This is a genomic window from Streptomyces sp. NPDC127106 (assembly GCF_042677605.1).
GTDB lineage: Bacteria > Actinomycetota > Actinomycetes > Streptomycetales > Streptomycetaceae > Streptomyces.
The window spans coordinates 58,461-75,208 of record NZ_JBHXTC010000003.1; the positions used below are offsets into that span (position 1 = coordinate 58,461).

General features: G+C 70.6%; 14 protein-coding genes and 1 pseudogene. 4 read left to right on the top strand and 11 right to left on the bottom strand.

Annotated features, from left to right (window positions below):
- Positions 1 to 77 precede the first annotated feature (77 nt).
- From ACFVGY_RS04815 to ACFVGY_RS04835, 5 genes are read right to left on the bottom strand one after another with little or no spacing between them, the layout of a single operon-like run.
- The gene (locus tag ACFVGY_RS04815) at positions 78 to 1,112 is read right to left on the bottom strand and encodes an ABC transporter ATP-binding protein (RefSeq protein WP_385671024.1); all 1,035 of its coding nucleotides are present in this window, start codon (positions 1,110 to 1,112) and stop codon (positions 78 to 80) included.
- Positions 1,109 to 2,161 carry an ABC transporter ATP-binding protein gene (locus ACFVGY_RS04820; RefSeq protein WP_385671027.1) on the bottom strand — a complete coding sequence of 351 codons (1,053 nt, stop codon included), beginning with the start codon at positions 2,159 to 2,161 and terminating at the stop codon, positions 1,109 to 1,111. The genes ACFVGY_RS04815 and ACFVGY_RS04820 overlap by 4 nt, the downstream gene beginning before the upstream one ends.
- Positions 2,161 to 3,147, bottom strand: coding sequence for an ABC transporter permease (locus ACFVGY_RS04825; RefSeq protein WP_385671029.1), 987 nt, complete (start codon positions 3,145 to 3,147; stop codon positions 2,161 to 2,163). The genes ACFVGY_RS04820 and ACFVGY_RS04825 overlap by 1 nt, the downstream gene beginning before the upstream one ends.
- Positions 3,144 to 4,097 (bottom strand): ABC transporter permease, encoded by a 954-nt coding sequence (locus tag ACFVGY_RS04830; RefSeq protein ID WP_385671032.1) that lies wholly within the window; start codon positions 4,095 to 4,097, stop codon positions 3,144 to 3,146. The genes ACFVGY_RS04825 and ACFVGY_RS04830 overlap by 4 nt, the downstream gene beginning before the upstream one ends.
- 46 nt (positions 4,098 to 4,143) lie before the next feature.
- On the bottom strand, positions 4,144 to 5,886 hold the full coding sequence (locus ACFVGY_RS04835; protein ID WP_385671035.1) for an ABC transporter substrate-binding protein: 1,743 nt from the start codon (positions 5,884 to 5,886) through the stop codon (positions 4,144 to 4,146).
- A 360-nt stretch (positions 5,887 to 6,246) separates the two neighbouring features.
- Between ACFVGY_RS04835 and ACFVGY_RS04840 the strand changes: the two genes are divergently transcribed.
- A complete protein-coding gene (locus ACFVGY_RS04840) occupies positions 6,247 to 6,618 on the top strand; it encodes a CU044_2847 family protein (protein WP_385671038.1) in 372 nt (123 codons plus the stop codon).
- The gene (locus ACFVGY_RS04845) at positions 6,618 to 10,058 is read left to right on the top strand and encodes a trypsin-like peptidase domain-containing protein (RefSeq protein ID WP_385671041.1); all 3,441 of its coding nucleotides are present in this window, start codon (positions 6,618 to 6,620) and stop codon (positions 10,056 to 10,058) included. Before ACFVGY_RS04840 ends, ACFVGY_RS04845 begins: the two co-directional genes overlap by 1 nt.
- Positions 10,059 to 10,060: 2 nt before the next feature.
- Here ACFVGY_RS04845 and ACFVGY_RS04850 read toward each other — a convergent pair.
- Positions 10,061 to 10,387, bottom strand: a pseudogene (locus ACFVGY_RS04850) (transposase); the annotation flags it as partial.
- Between the two features lie 154 nt (positions 10,388 to 10,541).
- Here ACFVGY_RS04850 and ACFVGY_RS04855 point away from each other — a divergent pair.
- Entirely contained in the window at positions 10,542 to 11,075 is a 534-nt protein-coding gene (locus tag ACFVGY_RS04855; RefSeq protein WP_385671044.1) for an NUDIX hydrolase, read from the top strand.
- Here ACFVGY_RS04855 and ACFVGY_RS04860 read toward each other — a convergent pair.
- On the bottom strand, positions 11,045 to 12,403 hold the full coding sequence (locus tag ACFVGY_RS04860) for a hypothetical protein (RefSeq protein ID WP_385671046.1): 1,359 nt from the start codon (positions 12,401 to 12,403) through the stop codon (positions 11,045 to 11,047). The two genes, ACFVGY_RS04855 and ACFVGY_RS04860, sit on opposite strands and share 31 nt — an antisense overlap.
- Before the next feature lie 221 nt (positions 12,404 to 12,624).
- Here ACFVGY_RS04860 and ACFVGY_RS04865 point away from each other — a divergent pair, with 221 nt between their 5' ends.
- A complete protein-coding gene (locus tag ACFVGY_RS04865) occupies positions 12,625 to 12,930 on the top strand; it encodes a hypothetical protein (RefSeq protein WP_385671049.1) in 306 nt (101 codons plus the stop codon).
- Between the two features lie 23 nt (positions 12,931 to 12,953).
- On the opposite strand, the gene ACFVGY_RS04870 is transcribed toward ACFVGY_RS04865, so the two are convergent.
- The 4 genes from ACFVGY_RS04870 to ACFVGY_RS04885 are packed head-to-tail and all read right to left on the bottom strand — an operon-like array spanning position 12,954 to position 16,742.
- Positions 12,954 to 13,667, bottom strand: coding sequence for a GntR family transcriptional regulator (locus ACFVGY_RS04870; protein WP_385671052.1), 714 nt, complete (start codon positions 13,665 to 13,667; stop codon positions 12,954 to 12,956).
- Positions 13,668 to 13,723: 56 nt separating this feature from the next.
- The gene (locus tag ACFVGY_RS04875; RefSeq protein WP_385671055.1) at positions 13,724 to 14,668 is read right to left on the bottom strand and encodes an ornithine cyclodeaminase family protein; all 945 of its coding nucleotides are present in this window, start codon (positions 14,666 to 14,668) and stop codon (positions 13,724 to 13,726) included.
- Positions 14,665 to 15,741: a proline racemase family protein gene (locus ACFVGY_RS04880; protein ID WP_385671058.1), complete on the bottom strand. Its 1,077-nt coding sequence runs from the start codon at positions 15,739 to 15,741 to the stop codon at positions 14,665 to 14,667. The genes ACFVGY_RS04875 and ACFVGY_RS04880 overlap by 4 nt, the downstream gene beginning before the upstream one ends.
- The gene (locus ACFVGY_RS04885; protein ID WP_385671061.1) at positions 15,738 to 16,742 is read right to left on the bottom strand and encodes a proline racemase family protein; all 1,005 of its coding nucleotides are present in this window, start codon (positions 16,740 to 16,742) and stop codon (positions 15,738 to 15,740) included. The genes ACFVGY_RS04880 and ACFVGY_RS04885 overlap by 4 nt, the downstream gene beginning before the upstream one ends.
- Positions 16,743 to 16,748 lie beyond the last annotated feature (6 nt).

The following is a 16,748-nucleotide window of genomic DNA, read 5'->3' on the forward strand; positions in this document are numbered from 1 at the left end:
GTCCGGCCGTCCTTCCGCCGCGCCCGCGCCCGGCGCGCGCCCCGCCCCCCCCCCCCCCCGCCTTCCCGGGATCCCCGTCAGTCCCCCGGGAAGTGGCAGGCCACCTCGCGCGAGGCGGCGATCCGCAGCAGCGGCCGCTCGGTGCGGCACACCTCCTGCGCCTTCGGGCAGCGCGGGTGGAAGGTGCAGCCCGGGGGCGGCGCGGCCGGGCTCGGGGGGTCGCCGAGCAGCACGATCCGCTCCCGCCGCCGCTCCGCCGCCGGATCGGGCAGCGGCACGGCGGACAGCAGCGCCCGCGTGTACGGGTGCTGGGGGTTCTCGTACAGGGCGCGCTTCGCGCCGATCTCGACGATCCGGCCCAGGTACATGACGGCGACCCGGTCGCTGACCCGTTTCACCACGGACAGGTCGTGCGCGATGAACACGTACGCCAGGCCCAGTTCCGCACGCAGCCGCTCCATCAGGTTGACGATCTGGGCCTGGACGGAGACGTCGAGCGCCGAGACGGGCTCGTCGGCGATGACGAGGCGGGGGCTGGTGGCGAGGGAGCGGGCGATCCCGATGCGCTGGGCCTGGCCGCCGGAGAACTCGTGGGGGTAGCGGTCGATGTGCTCCGGGATCAGCCCGACCAGGTCCATCAGCTCGGCCGCGCGTCGGCGGGCGTCGGCCGCCGTCCAGCCCTGGACCAGCAGCGGGTCGGAGATGATCCGGGCCACCGTCTGGCGGGGGTTGAGGGAGGAGTGCGGGTCCTGGAAGACCATCTGGACGTGGCGGCGCAGCGGCCGCAGGGCCCGCTGCGGGAGCCGGGTGATGTCCCGGCCGTCGAAGGTGACGGTGCCGGAGGTGGGCTCCAGCAGCCGGACCAGCATCCGGCCGGTGGTGGACTTGCCGCAGCCCGACTCGCCGACCAGGCCGAGGGTTTCGCCGGCGGCCAGGTCGAAGGAGACCCCGTCGACGGCGCGGACGGGCGCGCCGCGGCGTCCGCTCGCGGAGCGCCGGCCGGGGAAGGCCATGGTGAGGTCGCGTACGGACAGCAGGGCCGCGGCCCCGGTGTCCGCGGGGGGCTGCAGTGTTCCGGGGGTCTCGGCCGGGGTGGGGGTGGGGGTGGTCATCGGGCCGCCTCCTCGGAGGTGGGGGATCCGGCGAAGTGGCAGGCCACCGACCGGCCGGGCCGGTTCCCGTACGCGCGCAGGGCGGGGCGCTCGCCGGTGCAGGGCGCGGCGGCCTGCGGGCAGCGCGGGGCGAAGGCGCAGCCGGGGGCGGGTGTGAGGAGGGAGGGCGGGGAGCCGGGGATGGCCCGCAGGGGCTCGTCGTCGGCCCCGTCGGCGTCGTCGGCGATGCGGGGCATGGAGTCGAGCAGGCCCCGGGTGTACGGGTGGGCGGGGTCGGCGAACAGTGCGTCGACGCCGGCCCGTTCGGCGGCGCGGCCGCCGTACATGACGAGCACCTCGTGGGCGACGCGGGCGACGACGCCCAGGTCGTGGGTGATCATGATGATGCCGAGGCCGCGTTCCTGCTGGAGGCGGGCGAGGAGTTCGAGGATCTGCGCCTGGACGGTCACGTCGAGGGCGGTGGTGGGCTCGTCGGCGATGAGCAGGTCCGGCTCGCAGGCCAGGGCCATGGCGATCATCGCGCGCTGGCGCATGCCGCCGGAGAACTGGTGCGGGTACTCGCGGGCGCGGCGGGCGGGCTCGGGGATGCCGACCTCGCCGAGCATCTCCACGGCCCGCTTGCGGGCGGCGGCCCGGCCGGCGCCGAAGTGGACGCGGACGTGCTCGGCGATCTGCTCGCCGACGGTGTAGTAGGGGTGGAGGCTGGACAGCGGGTCCTGGAAGATCATGGCCAGTTTCCGGCCGCGGAGCCGGGAGAGCTCCTTCTCGGTCATCCCGGTGAGTTCCTGTCCGGCGAGCCGGACGGAGCCGGTGACCTCGGCGCCGCGGTGCAGGCCCATGACGGCGAGCGAGGTGACCGATTTGCCGGAGCCGGACTCGCCGACGATGCCGAGGGTCCGCCCGGCCTCGACGGTGAAGCCGAGCGAGTCCACGGCGCGCACGGGTCCGCGCGGGGTGGTGAACGTGACGTTGAGGTCGCGGACGTCGAGCAGCGGGGTCGCGGGGGCGTCCGGGGTGGTGGGGGCGGCGGGGGCCGCGGGGGTGGTCATCAGTACCTCACCCTCGGGTCGACGACGGCGTACAGGAGGTCGACGACGAGGTTGGCGACGACGATGAAGAAGGCGGCCAGCAGGGTGACCCCGAGGACGACCGGCTGGTCGGAGCTGACGAGGGCGCCGTAGAACAGCCGCCCGATGCCGGGGAGTCCGAAGATGGACTCGGTGATGACGGCGCCGGCGAGGAGGCCGCCGAGGTCCATGCCGAAGATGGTCAGGATCGGGGTCATCCCGGAGCGCAGGCCGTGCTTGACGACGACCGTGCGCTCGGGCATGCCCTTGGCCCGGGCGGTGCGGATGTACGGCTCGGCCATCGCCTCGATCATGGAGCCGCGGCTCTGGCGGGCGTACATGGCGGCGTACAGCAGGGCGAGGGCGGTCCAGGGCAGGAGCAGGTTGGCGGCCCAGCCGAGGGGGTCGTCGGTGAGGGCCTGGTAGGTGGGGTAGGGCAGCAGGCCGGCGATGCGGATCACCCCGTAGATCAGCATCACGGAGGTGAAGTAGACGGGGAGGGAGGCGGCGGCGACGGCTCCGACCATGAGGGCCTTGTCGGTGGCGGTGTCCTTGCGCAGGGCGGCGGTGACGCCGGCGCCGAGGCCGAGGACGAGCCACAGCGCGGCGGCGCCGAGGGCGAGGGAGGCGGAGACCGGCAGCCGGTCCATCAGCAGGTCCCAGACGGGCAGGGAGTTCTCGTACGAGTAGCCCAGGCAGGGGAAGTCGCAGCGGACGGCGTACTGGCCGGTGCCGAGGGTGCGGCCGGTGAAGATGCCGGTGAGGAAGTCGCCGAACCGGCGCCACAGCGGCTGGTCGAGGCCCAGGTAGGCACGGACGTCGGCGATGCGCTCGGGGCTGCAGGTCTTGCCGCAGGCGGCCGCGGCCGGGTCGGAGGGCAGGACGTAGAAGATGAGGAAGGTGACGGCGGCGATGGCGAGGAGCACGCCCGCGAGGGCGAGCAGCCGGCGCGCGAGGTAGAGGATCACCTGCGGCCTCCCCGCGGGTCGAGGATGTCGCGCAGGGCGTCCCCGAGGAGGGTGAAGGCGAGGACGGCGAGGAAGAGGAAGGTGCTCGGGATGATGAAGTACATCGGGTCGGTCTCGTAGAAGGCGACGGACTCGGCGATCATCTGGCCCCAGGACGGGGTGGGCGGGCGGACGCCCACGCCGAGGTAGCTGAGGGCGGCCTCGGTGCTGATCATGCCGGGGATGAGCAGGGTGGTGTAGGCGATGACGGGGCCCGAGACGCCGGGGAGGATGTCGCGGGTGAGGATCCGCCAGGAGCCGGAGCCGCCGACGCGGGCGGCGTCGACGTACTCGCGGTGCTTGAGGGAGAGGGTCTGGCCGCGGACGACGCGGGCGACGCCGGGCCAGCCGAAGACGCCGATGACGGCGGTCATGAGGGCGATCCGGTTGACGTCCTTGGCCACGGACAGCATCGCGATCATGAAGATGAGGGACGGGAAGGACATCGTCAGGTCCATGAGGCGGGACAGGACGGTGTCGGTGCGGCCGCCGAAGTAGCCGGCGGCGATCCCGGCGGCGGTGCCGGTGACGACGACGATGGCGGTCGCGGCGAACGCGATGAGCAGGGAGACCTGGGCGCCGGTGACGACGCGGGCGAACAGGTCGCGGCCGGTGACGGGTTCGACGCCGAGCCAGTGCTCGGGGCTGATCCCGCCGAGGGAGCCGAGCGGCTGGCCGCCGAGGTAGGGGTCGATGGCGGACTTGTCGAACTCCTCCGGGGACCAGCCGCCGAGGGCGCTGAGCCAGGGGGCGGTGGCGGCCATCAGGACGAAGAGGAGGACGACGCAGAGGCTGACGCGGACGGCGGGGCGGCGGCGGAGTTCCCGTCGGGCGAGCTGCCAGGGGCTGCTGCCCGGGGGGAGGTCCTGGGCCGGCACGGACGCGGTCTGCGGGGCGGCGGTGGCGGTCATGGCTGTGGGGTCCTGGCCGGTTCCGGGAGCCGGGGCCGGGCCCCGCTCAGCCCTGGCCCTTGGCGGGGTCCTTGAGGCCGACGGTGGCGTAGTCGATGGTGCCGGTCCATACGGGGTGGCCGAAGGCGCCGGCGATGTTGGGGCCGATGAGCAGGGGCTTGCGCTCCAGCAGGATCGGCACGGACGGGGACTTCTTCATGATCTCGGCGTCGAGGTCGATCCAGGCCTGGCTGGCCTGCTTGGCGTCGGACATGGCGTTGATCTCGTCGATCCGCTTCTGCACGGCCTCGTCGCGGAACTGGCTGTAGTTGCCCTGGTTGCCCTTCTCCTTGATGGTGCGTCCGTCGAAGACGAACGGGATCCAGGTGGAGCCGGAGGGGTAGTCGGGGCACCAGCCGGTGAGGGTCATGTCGGGGGTGGTCGACAGGTCGCCGATGACGTCGTAGTAGGCGCCCGGGTCGACGGTGTCGACGACGACCTCGATGCCGGCGCGGGCGAGGCCCTGCTGGACGGCCTCCGCCTTGCCCTTGTCGCCGGTGGAGACGGCGAGGGAGACCTTCAGGGTGTCCTTCCCGGCGGCCTTGAGGAGTTCCTTGGCCTTGGCGGGGTCGCCGGACGGGGCGATCTTGAGGGTGTCGGCCTGCTTGCCGCCGGTGAGGGCGGGCGGCAGGTAGGCGGTGGCGACCTCGTTGAGGGCGGGGCCGCCGCCGGCGGTGACCACGGCCTCCTTGTCGACGGCGTACTGCACGGCCTCGCGGACCTTGGGGTCGTTGAAGGGGGCGCGGGAGTTGTTGAGGTGGAGCATCTCGGTGCAGCCCTGGGACTCGGCGAGCAGGCGGGCCTTCACCTCCGGCTTGGGCAGGACCTTGGGGGCGCTCTCGGGGCGCATGTCGGCGTACTGGACGGTGGAGGCGTCGGCGCCTTCGCCGGCGATGATGCGGTCGTCGATCTGGCCGCCCTTGAGGCCCATGACGACGACGAACTTGTCCGGGTAGGCCTTGCGGACGGTGTCGGTCCCGGGGTCCCAGTGCTCGTTGCGGACGAGGACGAGCTTCTTGTCGCGGTCGTACGACTCGATCTTGTACGGGCCGGAGGAGAACGGGCGGGCGTCGTACTGGGTGCCCTTCTCCTGGGACTGCGGGACGGGCGCGAAGGTGGGGAGGGTGGCCGTGGCGGAGAACTCGGCGACCGGGCGCTTGAGTTCGAAGACGATGGTGCGGTCGTCGGGGGTCTTGACGGAGTCGAGGTGCTGCCCCTGGAGCGGGCCCTTGTAGCCCTCGGTGCCGGCGAGGTACTGGGCGGCGTAGTCGGGGCCGCCGGTGAGGTCGGGGGCGAAGGAGCGCTCGACGTTGTACTTGATGTCCTGGGCCTTGATGGGGGTGCCGTCCTCGTACTTCAGGCCCAGCTTGAGGGTGAAGGTCCAGGTGCGGCCGTCGTTGGAGGGGGTGCCGAGGTCGGTGGCGAGGTCGGGGACGAGCTCGCTGCCGGCCTTGCCGGGCTCGGCCTTGAAGGTGACGAGGGTGCGGTAGAGCAGGCGGGTGCCGAAGTCCATGGTCGGCATGACCCAGTTGCGGGCGGGGTCGAGGTGGGCGAAGTCCTGGTTGGACAGCACGGTGAGGGTGCCGCCCTTGACGGGGGTGCCGCCGAGGACCTTGCCGTCGTTGGCGGCGGCGGGGTTGGCGGAACCGCCGCCGCTGGAAGCCTTCTTGGGGTTGGAGCAGCCCGAGGCGCCGAGTGCGAGAGCTGCCACCAGGGCGGTGGCGAGGGCGAGTTGGGTGCGCTTGGTCATGGTCACTCCAGTACAGGGCCGCGCTCTACGATGTGACCGGTAACATAGTAATGTGAAATTGCACTGACAAGAGATCAGCCCCGCCGTTACCCAGCCGTGTCCAAATCCGGGCCGTTGCCGCGGAGTCGGCCTGCCCACCCGACGCGGACGGCCTACGCGCCTTGCGAGCACGGTCGCGCCCGCCATGCGGCGTAGCGGGATCAAGGCGCAAAATACAGGGCCGTCCTCGAGGAAGGGGCCCTTGCCCGGTCACCGGTGTCCACCGGAGGGCGAGCTTGGGCAGGCGGGACGTAAGGGCTTCTGCCAAGCTGGTCGTGAGCCCTGCGGTCGTGCCCCCTCCGGCCGGAAGGAGTTCGCGCCATGCTGGAGGCGAATTTCACCGAAGTCATTCCGATCAAGATGCCGGACGGTTCGGTTCTCCACGCCGAAGTGACTCGCGTGGGTACACAGGACGTCGGCGTGGGGAGGACTCTCCGCCTGGACCAGGCTCGGGACGCGCTTTGGCACATGGGGTGCTGGGCAGTGGAGACGGTGAAGAATCAACTACCTCGTCCACCAGACGTGTTCGAGATGGAGTTCGGGATGAAACTCGGGATGGAGGCGGGTGAGCTCGTCGCCATCCTGGCCAAGGCCAGCGGCGAGGCGTCCATCGCTGTCCGGATGACGTGGAGCCGTGAAAGCCTCGAAGCGATGGACGGCGGCGTCGTGGAGTCTGAGGAGCACAGGCACTGATGCCCGGCACCGTTCTGTCGCCCGCCTTGGAAGCGCTGCTGGAGAGCTGCACGGTTCAGATCCACCGCCCCGGCCCCGCAGGCACATCCACCTTCGCAGGAAGCGGGTTCTGGGTGCTGCCGGAAACGGTGCTCACCTGCGCGCACGTGCTCCGGGACGCAGGTCCCGGAGCGATGGTGGTCTGGGAGGGCGTCGAGCTTCAGAGTTCCGTACTGAGGCTCATCCCTGCGGAGTCAGGCAATTTCTACGCATTCCCCGACCTCGGGATCCTGGACGTTCCTGCGCCGCCCGATCACCCTTGCGTATGGCTGCACGAGCAGGTCCCACCCTCCGACACGACTGTCTTCGCCCGGGGCTTCACACCAGAAGGAAACGGGCAACGCGCAGGTCTGAAGCTGGACATCGCCGCCCCGGAAGGTCTGTTCATCCGCGTGGTATCCGACCAGGTGATACCAGGCATCAGCGGCAGCCCGGTACTGGACACAGCCGAGGGCCGAGTCTGTGGACTGGTCAAGGCAACCAAGCACACAGGGATGGCTCTTGGCGGACTGCTCACACCGGCCCGCGCCGTCGCTGACTACGCGCCCGAGCTGGCGACCGCGAACCGCAGGCACGCGAAGATAGCCGGGCTCTGGCAGCGGTTGCTGCTCCCTGCCGGCTTCTTCGATCTGATGGAAGCCGAGCGGACGGCGGCCAGACGTACACCCTACGTGATCCACACAGACAGGCCGGTGGACTTGACCAGGGTCTTCGTTCGCCAGCATCTGAGCCGGCCGCTCGAGCAAGACAAAGAGGGGCAGGCCCGGGACGGTGAGGAGGAAGAGCCCGAGGCCCAGCAGGAGCCGCTGCCGGTTGAAGAAGTGCTGTACGACCTTCAAGAGGTGGTGACGAAGCACCCACTCGTTCTGGTCACCGGGCCGGCCGGCCAGGGCAAGTCGACCGAAACCCGAAGGCTGGCAGCAGACCTCGCCGACGCGTGGGCACGGCGACCCGTCCCAGGTGACTGGTCGTGCGCCCGCTCGGGTTCGAGCGAATCCATGGCCCCGTTGTGGGTGACGGCTCGCGCCCTGGCTGAGTGCGGGGGCCGACGCTGGCCCCAGGCGCTCGCGGACGCAGCCGTCGCTGAGCAGAGCCTGTCACTCAAGGACCCGTTGCCGCCCGAAGTGCTGACGCTACGTGGATTCCCGTGGCTGATCGTGGTGGACGCCTTGGACGAGATAAGCGACCCGTCGACCCATCATGATCTTTTGAATCATCTTGCCGATTGGGCCGGCAGCACCGAGTTCCCTCACCGTCTGGTGGTCACGTCCCGCCCCCTGAGCGCGGCGGACGACCAGATCCTGCGCAGCGCAGGTTTCGTACGCTTCGGCCTTCAGGAATTCGATGCCCACATGCTGCGTACCTTCGCGCACAGCTGGTTCACGCGGCACGACCGGTCCGCCGGAGATCAGCGGGCTGAGCTCTTCCTTGTCGAGGTGCAGCGGGCCCGCCTCGGCATGGTGATCCGTGTGCCGCTGCTCGCCACAGTGGCGGCTGTGCTTTTCGAGGCCCACCCTGATCAGCCACTGCCACGCAGTCGTTTCCTGCTCTACGAGGAATTTCTCGCATACCTGCGGGAGGGCCGTGGTCGGGTCGCCACCGAGCAGTGGGAGGACCTGGGAGCACGTTTGTCGGCCGCTGCCGGGGGCCACGCATTCATCGACTGGCTGAAGGGTCGACGGGCGTCACTCGTCTCCCACCTGGCAGTGACCTCTCTGAAGAACGAACCATTGCTCGAGGCTGCACGTGAGTGGATCCGAGACCAGGCCAGCCAAGAGGACAGGATGCCCAGGCCCCTCCCCCAGGCCCAGTACTGGGACAACATTCTCATCGACGCCATCACGCATACCGGTGTACTGGTCCGAGACGGCAAAGATCTGAGGTTCATCCACCAGTCGTTCGCCGAACACCTGGCTGCCGAGGTCTATGCCAACGAGCTGCCTCCCACCTTCGACCCGGACCACGAGGATTGGAAGGGCTACGTGGACAGTGCCAGCTCCGACCCTCTCGCCCAGCTCGCTCACACGGTGCTGACAGCACACACCCGTCTCCACGGCGACAACGGCCTGGTGCCCTGGCTGCAACGCCGTCACCGTACGTACCACAGCCTGCTCGCTGGCGAGCTCCTCGCACATGGCGCCGATCCGGAAAACCCCGACCAGGCCTTGGAAAAGTTCTGCGCTTCATTGCGCGCATGGCTCGGTTGGTCGCAAGCGCGAGAGAGCACGCTCTCACGCGCACTCCAGGCAGCTGCCGGCTTGCTGGATCGCCCCGGCGTCGTCACAGTCCTGGCCCAGGCAACAGCGGCCGAGGACACGCCCCCGTCTCTTCGTGTGGGAATCGCAGAAGTACTTGCCCAGGCCGATCCTGGCCATCGTGAACAGGGAATCGCGGTTCTGCGGGAGATCGCTACCAAGGGCGGTGCGGAGGCGGCACTCCGCATGCGAGCGGCACGTCTACTGGGTGACCTCAGCCCGACGTTCCAGGGAGAGGCCAGCGGAGTCTTGAAGGCTCTGGCAGAGGACCGTGCCACCGATCCAAGGACCAGGGTGCAGGCGGCATGGAGCCTGGCCGACCTCGGCCCAGAACACCACAAGGACGGTGTCGCGGCCCTCCTGTCGGTGATCGCCGACTGGCGGACCGGAGCAGTCCTGTTCACCGCGACGGCCACACTCGCCGAACTCGATTCGGAGGCCCAGGACCGGGTCGCCGCCGCGCTGAGGGATGTGGTGGTCGACGAGACCGTCAGCTCGGACGTCCGGATTCCCGCGGCGTACATGGTGGGAATGCTCGGCACAGCGTTCGTGGACGAGTGCGCCGGCGCACTGCACGGAATGCTGGCCGATCAGGGCCTTGGGGCGGACATACGTCTCGACGCTGCGCGGGCCCTCAGCGCACTGGGACCCGGGTTCCAGGAGGAAAGTGAGCAAGCGGTCATCGGTTTCGCGGCTGATCAGCATGCAGGCGCTGCCGTCCGGGTCAGTGCGGCAGCATCGCTCGTCTACGGGGGGCGGCGAAGCGATCTGGCCGTGAATGTACTTCGAGAGATCCTCCAAGACATGAGCGCGGAACCAGGAGCCCAGGCCCAGGCCGCGACCATCCTGGTGGGGTACAACCTGGGCTATCAAGAAGAAGCCGCGGCAGCGTTGCTGGCCACTCTCGGCGACAAGCGTGTGGAACCGGGAGTCCGCACTCAGGCTGCGATCACCCTGGTTCGTTACGGCCTGGGCCATGAGAAAGAGGCCGCAACAATCATGCTGGCCGCTCTCAGTGACGCAAGCGTCGATGAATCCATCCGCATCGACGCAGCCTGGTCGCTCGTCAACATGAGTGCCAAGCACCGTGGTGTACTCACCCAGGAGGCACAGAAATTGATCGCCGAGCTGTTCAATCGAGAATGAAGTCAGAAAAAGCGGGTGTGGTCCAGCGAGCGGGTGCGGAAGGCGCTGAGATCGGTGCCCAGTCCGGCGCAGAGCCGGGGGACCTCGCTCTTGGAGATGCCGGTGTCTGCGCCCAGGACCCTGACCCGGTCGTCCACGCTGCGGGTGGACACTTCGTGGACGTATGCGTCAACGATGACGGCGTAGAGGACCTGGTCGACACGGCAGCGGCGTTCCAGCACGCCGGGGAAAAAGCTGCCGGTGCGGACCTTAGGGATGGCCCAGTCCAAGTCCCCGGCCTGCGTGGTCAGCACCCTGTCACGGTGATCGTTGTGCCAGGTCGTACGGGTCTCGGCGTGTTCGCCGGGCTACGCGCCGATGTGGGCGGTGGCCTCAGCCTCGATCGGCGGGACACCATCCTTGGGCACACTCCTGTCTACTCCCTCACCCGCGCCCCGAGCCCAACTCTGCGATGCTGGAGGCCGATCGAGAGGGGCCGCAGCAATGCAGTGGAAGATCCACGGGGAACGTCCGATCTACGAGAACAAGTGGGTGGACCTGTGGCTCACCGACGTCGAGACGCCGGACGGCCACCGCTGGGAACACCACGTCGTCAAACTCCGCCACCTGGCCGTGGCCGCCGTGATCAACGACCGCCAAGAGGTTCTGATGATGTGGCGCCACCGCTTCATCACGGACGCTTGGGCCTGGGAGCTCCCGATGGGCCTGGTCGAAGCGGACGAGACTCCCGGCGAGGCTGCCGCCCGCGAGGTGCTCGAAGAGACCGGCTGGCGGCCGGGTCCGATGAAACCGCTCGTCTACGCCGAACCGGCGAACGGCATCACGGACTCCCAGCACCACCTGTTCCGCGCCGACGGTGCGACGTACGAGGGGCCGCCGACCGAGAAGAACGAGTCGGACCGGATCGAGTGGATCCCGCTGGCGAACATCCGCGGCATGATCGACCGCCGCGAGATCGTCAGCAGTGGCGCCCTCGTCGGCCTGCTCTACGTCCTGATGGACGAGGGGCTCCACTGACCGGGAACCGGTAGCACCTCGCGTAGACGGGCCTCGAAGGCAACCGCGGTCGGCACCTCGCGATGCGGCGCAAGCTGCTCGTAGAACTCGCGAAGGTGCCCGGCCACCCGCTCCGAGGTCACCGCGGCAGCGGGCACCAGCGCCTCCGTCGCCGTGTGGCACGCCTGGTCCACCTTGCCCCGCTGGAGCTGCGTACGGGCGAGCCAGAAGGCGTGGAAGGCGCGGCCCCGCTGATGCGCCTGATCCTCCCGCTCCAGCGCATCCGCGATCAGCGGTTCTACGATGGCGGCCTCACCAAGACGGCCATGCGCGATGCCGGTGTCCACGATGAGCTTCGGCTCATCGAAATACGTCACCCATGCCGGGTCGGGGTCTCCGGGTCGGATGCGCTCGAACTGGCTGTGCGCTTCGGAGATCGCCGCGTGCGTCGCTCTCTTGTCGCCCAAGGCGGCGTGGGCGAACGCTTCCCGCATCGCCAGCATGGACCGCACCCTCGCTGTCGTCCCGCTCGCGGCACGGGCCTGGTCCCGAGCGGCGGACACCAACGCCAGGGCATCCGCCGGCTTCTCCTGGTAGGTCGCTTGCAAGCTCATGCAGGCGAGGACGTTGGCCATGAACGGGTGGTCGTCGATTTCCCGGGCCAGTTGCAGGGCCTCCGAGAAGTAGGCACGCGCCTGGTGGTACTGGCGGGCGTCGAAGTACGTCCATCCGGTGAGCCGTGCCAGTTCTGCAGCGATGCCGTACAGGCCCTGCTGTATCGGCGTCGGCCGCTGGTCCTTCAGCAGCCCCTCGACGTATCGCAACTGGCCGACGACTGCGGGACGCAGGGTCTCGCCTCCGTGCTCGTCGTCGCGTCGCCAGTAGTCTTCGATCGAGGACCGGAGCGCCTGGAGCGTGGACGGGCTCGGATTGGTCCCAGCAGCCAGAGCGAGGATGCTGTCCACCCCCACCCCGGGTAACGCAGCAAGCGGCCTGGACTCGCCAGGTGGGTAAACGGATTCCGCCGGTTCCCGCTCGGCCACGGCAAGCGCGGCGGGCGTCTCCCACTCCCGTCGGGCAAGCCCGAGCATGTGTCCCGGGATGCGCAAGCCGTCGGCGATCCGCTCGATCACGTCCATGTGGAGAAGCTGCCGCCGGCCCGCGATGACCTCGCCCACTCGGCTCGGTGTCAGCTCGCATTGCCGCGCGATCATCGACGGGTAGATACCCGCCCGGGCCTTGACCAGGCGGAAGACCTTCGCGAAGTCACGCACGCGGCATGCACCGATCATCTCGGGATCGGTGAGCAGACTCGCCGGTAGTTCCTTCGTGCGACGTGGCTCGGGCATCGGGCACGCTCCGGGGGAGGACTACGGACCGCTTCAAGGTCTCAACCGAGCGTGATGTTACCCAAGTTGGGTAATCCGCTGGACCTTTCCGGCCCCGGGCTCTGACCGCAACCCTTCTGCACATGGCGAAGCGACCGAGGACAACCGCCTTGAACGACTTGGCGGGCACTCCTGATACAGAGCGGACGGCCCTGGGCTGCGAACCCCGTGTCCTCATGAGCATGCGGGTCTCTCGGGACTCGGGCCGGACGTGGTTGCCGAGCACGCGAGTCCTGGAAGGGGACCGGTTCGACATCCTCTCCGACCCCGGGCGCTACCCCCCGTGCAAGTGCCCCCGCTGCGGCGGCAGCCCGGTGACGGCGACGGACCTGTTCCCGCGCTGGCCCGTCCCGCCGGACTCCTGTGCCGAATGCGCCCGGCATGTCGTCGACCGCTTCGACGCCCAGGTCTCCCGGGACAGGTCGCGCGTCACGGACATGAACGTGCTGATCCTGCGGCATCACCCCGAACTCAGGCGACGCCCGTAGGACGGCCGGTCCGGCCCCGGGTGTCAGAGCGTCGAGCCGAGGCCCGGGGAGGTGGGGCGGCCCACCGGTTCGTCGCGGGCTTCGGCCCACAGGGAGCGGACGTGGCCGAGGTGGCGCGCCATGCAGGCCTCGGCCCCCTCCGCGTCTCCCGCCAGCATCAGGTCCAGGAGTTCGAGGTGCTCCTCGGCGGAGGAGACCAGCTTGCCCGCCTCGTCCAGGCCCGTCAGGCCGTAGAGGCGGGAGCGCTTGCGGAGGTCGCCCACCGTTTCGACCAGGCGTTCGTTGCCGGCGAGGCCCAGCAGGGTGAGGTGGAAGCGGCGGTCGGCCTCCAGGTAGCCGATGAGGTTGTGCTCGCGGGCGCTGGTGACGATCTCCTCCGCGATGGGGCGGAGCTCTTCCAGCTGCTCCTTCGTCGCCATCCGGGTGACCCTGCCGACGGTCGGGACCTCGATCATCGTGCGCAGTTCGGTGTACTGGTCCAGGTCGCGCTCGCTGACCTCGGTGATGCGGAAGCCCTTGTTGCGGACGGGTTCGACGAGGCCCTCGCGGGCCAGGTCGAGCATGGCCTCGCGGACGGGGGTGGCCGAGACGCCGAGCTCGGCGGCCAGGCCGGGGGCCGAGTAGACGCTGCCGGGGCGGAGTTCGCCCGCTATCAGGGCTGCTCGGAGGGCATGGCCGACCTGGTCGCGGAGCCGTTCCTGGGCCTTGATGAGACTGTGCTGCTTCAGGTCACCCATTGCTATTCCTCCGAGGCACCGCACACGACCGACGTGCAGGGGAACAGCGTACAATGTCACGTTTCGCTGTTCTCCCCGGCGGCGACGTACAGCGCCACCGCCACGGCAAGATCCTCCCAGGCCATGCCCACGCTCTTGAAGAGCTGTGGACAACCCGGCCGTCCGCCGGGCGGTATCCGGCCCGCGACCAGGTCGGCCAGGGTGCCGTTGATATGACCGGGGCCGATGGCCCCCTCCGCCTCCGGCACCAGCAGGTCCCCCGCCTCGCGCAGGGCCGCCGCCCGCGCCTCGACGTACACGGCCGACCGCCGCACCAGCGCCGTGTCCGTCTCGCGGACGTCCGGCTCGTGCGAGCCGACCGCCACCACCACCGCGTCCGGGGCCACCAGCCGCCCGTCGAAGAGCGGGGTGCGGGCCGAGGTGCAGCAGACCACCAGGTCGGCCTCGGCCACGTCCGCCGCCGTCCCCGTCCGCGCCGGGACGCCCAGGGCCTGCGCGTGCGCGGCCAGCTTCCGGGCCCCGACCGGGTCGCGGGCGACGACCACCACCCCCGCCAGCTCCCGTACCGCGGCGACCGCCTCCAGGTGCCCGTACGCCTGCGGTCCGCTGCCGAAGAGCACCAGCCGCAGCGGCCGCCCCTGCGGGGCCAGGTACCGCAGCGCCAGCGCCGAGACCGCAGGGGTGCGCAGCGCCGTCAGGGCGGCGCCGTCGAGGAGGGCGAGGGGGCGCAGGGTGGCGCCGTCCAGCAGCAGGTACGAGCCGGTGATGCGGGGCAGGCCGAGCGCCGGGTTGCCGGGCGCCACCCCGGCCACCTTCACCCCGGCGTACGCCCCCGCCGCGGCCGGCATCAGCAGCAGTTCCCCGCCCGGCACCGGTAGCGCGCTGCGCTGCGGGCAGAGCTCCGGGTCCAGCCCGCGGCGCAGGGTCTCGGCCAGGGCGTCGGCGGCCGCGGCCGGGGTGAGCAGCCCGGCGATCTCGGGGGCCCCGATCTGGCGGATCACAGGAGGAATCCCGGGCCGAGGGCGTCGTGCGGGTCGAGGACGAAGGCGTGCTCGCCGGTGCGGTACGCGGTGCCGGTGACCTCCGTGACCAGGCCGTCCCCCGCACCGGCCGGGCCCGCGTCCGGGACCACCCGGCCCGTGAACACCGTGCCGACCACCGACTCGTGGAGCAGGTCCTCGCCGGGCCCGAGCCGCCCGTCCTCCGCCAGCAGGGCGAGCCGCGCCGAGGTGCCGGAGCCGCAGGGCGAGCGGTCGACCTGCCCGTCGGCGAAGACGGTGGCGTTGCGCTGGTGCGGGCCGAACGGGGTGTCGGGCAGCTCCTCGTGGAGGATCACCCCGTAGACACCGGAGAGGAACGGGCCGCCCGGGTGCCAGGTCCCGGGGTGGGTGGCGAGGGCGGCCCGGATCTCGCGGCCGGCGCGCACCAGGTCGGGCAGGGCGGCCCGGGTGACGTCCAGGCCGAGGTCGCGGGCGCGGACGGAGGCGTAGCAGGCGCCGGCGTGCGCGAGGTCCACCTCGGCGAGGCCGAGGGTGGTGGCGACGGGCACCTTGCGGGCGGTGACCCGGGCGGGGACGTTGCGGAAGGTGACCCCGGTGGTGCGGCCCCCGTCCCGGTGCACGGTGGCGGTGACCCGCCCCGACGGGACGTCGATCCGCACCTCGACGTCGCCCCGCTCCGGGGCGGGGACCCGGCCGCTGTCCACGGCCCAGGCTCCGAGTGCCATGGTGCCGTGGCCGCAGGCGGTGGAGTAGCCGTCCTTGTGCCAGAACAGCACCCCGAAGTGGGCCCCGTCGTCGTCCGGGGGCACGACGAACCCGCCGTACATCCCGGCGTGCCCGCGCGGCTCCTGCACGAGCAGGCGCCGTACGTCGTCCAGCCCGCCCGGGCGCGGGGCCGTCCCGGAGCCGCCGGAGCCGATGGCGGTGGCGCAGCGTTCGGCGACGGTGTCCCCGGGCACGGGCGGGAACCCCGGAGCGGTGGTGTCGACGATCCGGAACGGCTCGGCGGCGGTGTGGTAGTCGACCGTGCGGACGGTCACCGGGCTGCGGGGGGCGGGGGATGCGGCAGTCAAAGGAGGAACCCTCCGGGGAAGGGGTCGGTCGGGTCGAGGAAGTACTGGGCGGTGCCCGTGATCCAGGCCCGCCCGGTGACGGTGGGGACGACCGCCTCGTATCCGCCGACGGTGGTCCGGCCGACGAGCCGGCCGGTGAACTCGGTTCCGATGAAGGACTCGTTGACGAAGTCCGTGTCGAGGCCGAGGAGGCCGCGGGCGTGCAGCTGGGCCATGCGCGCGCTGGTGCCCGTACCGCAGGGCGAGCGGTCGAACCAGCCCGGGTGGATGGCCATGGCGTGCCGGGAGCGGTGGGCGTCGGAGCCGGGGGCGGCGAGGTAGACGTGCTTGACCCCGGCGATGGACGGGTCCTCGGGGTGGACGGGCCGGTCGGCGGAGGCGTTGATCGCGTCCATGACGGCGAGCCCGGCGGCGAGCAGGTCGTCCTTGCGGGCCCGGTCGAAGGGGAGCTCGAGGGCGTCGAGTTCGACGAAGGCGTAGAAGTTGCCGCCGTAGGCGAGGTCGTAGGTGACCGTGCCGATTCCGGGGACCTCCGCCTTGAGGTCCAGTCCGACGCAGAAGGAGGGGACGTTGGTGAGGGTGACGGCGGTGGCCGCCCCGTCCTCGACGCGGACGTCGATGCCGACCAGCCCCGCCGGGGTGTCGAGGCGGACGGTGGTGACCGGTTCGACGGCCGGCACCATGCCCGTCTCGACGAGGACGGTGGCGACCCCGATGGTGCCGTGCCCGCACATCGGCAGCAGGCCCGACACCTCGATGTACAGCACGCCGAAGTCGGCGTCGGGGCGGGTGGGGGGCTGCAGGATCGCGCCGCTCATCGCGGCGTGCCCGCGCGGCTCGTACATGAGCAGGGTGCGGACGTGGTCCAGGTGCTCGATGAAGTGGAGCCGCTTCTCGGCCATGGTGGCGCCGGGGATCACCCCGACGCCCCCGGTGATGACCCGGGTCGGCATGCCCTCGGTGTGCGAGTCCACCGCGTGGTAGATGTGGCGCGTGCGCATGGGGTC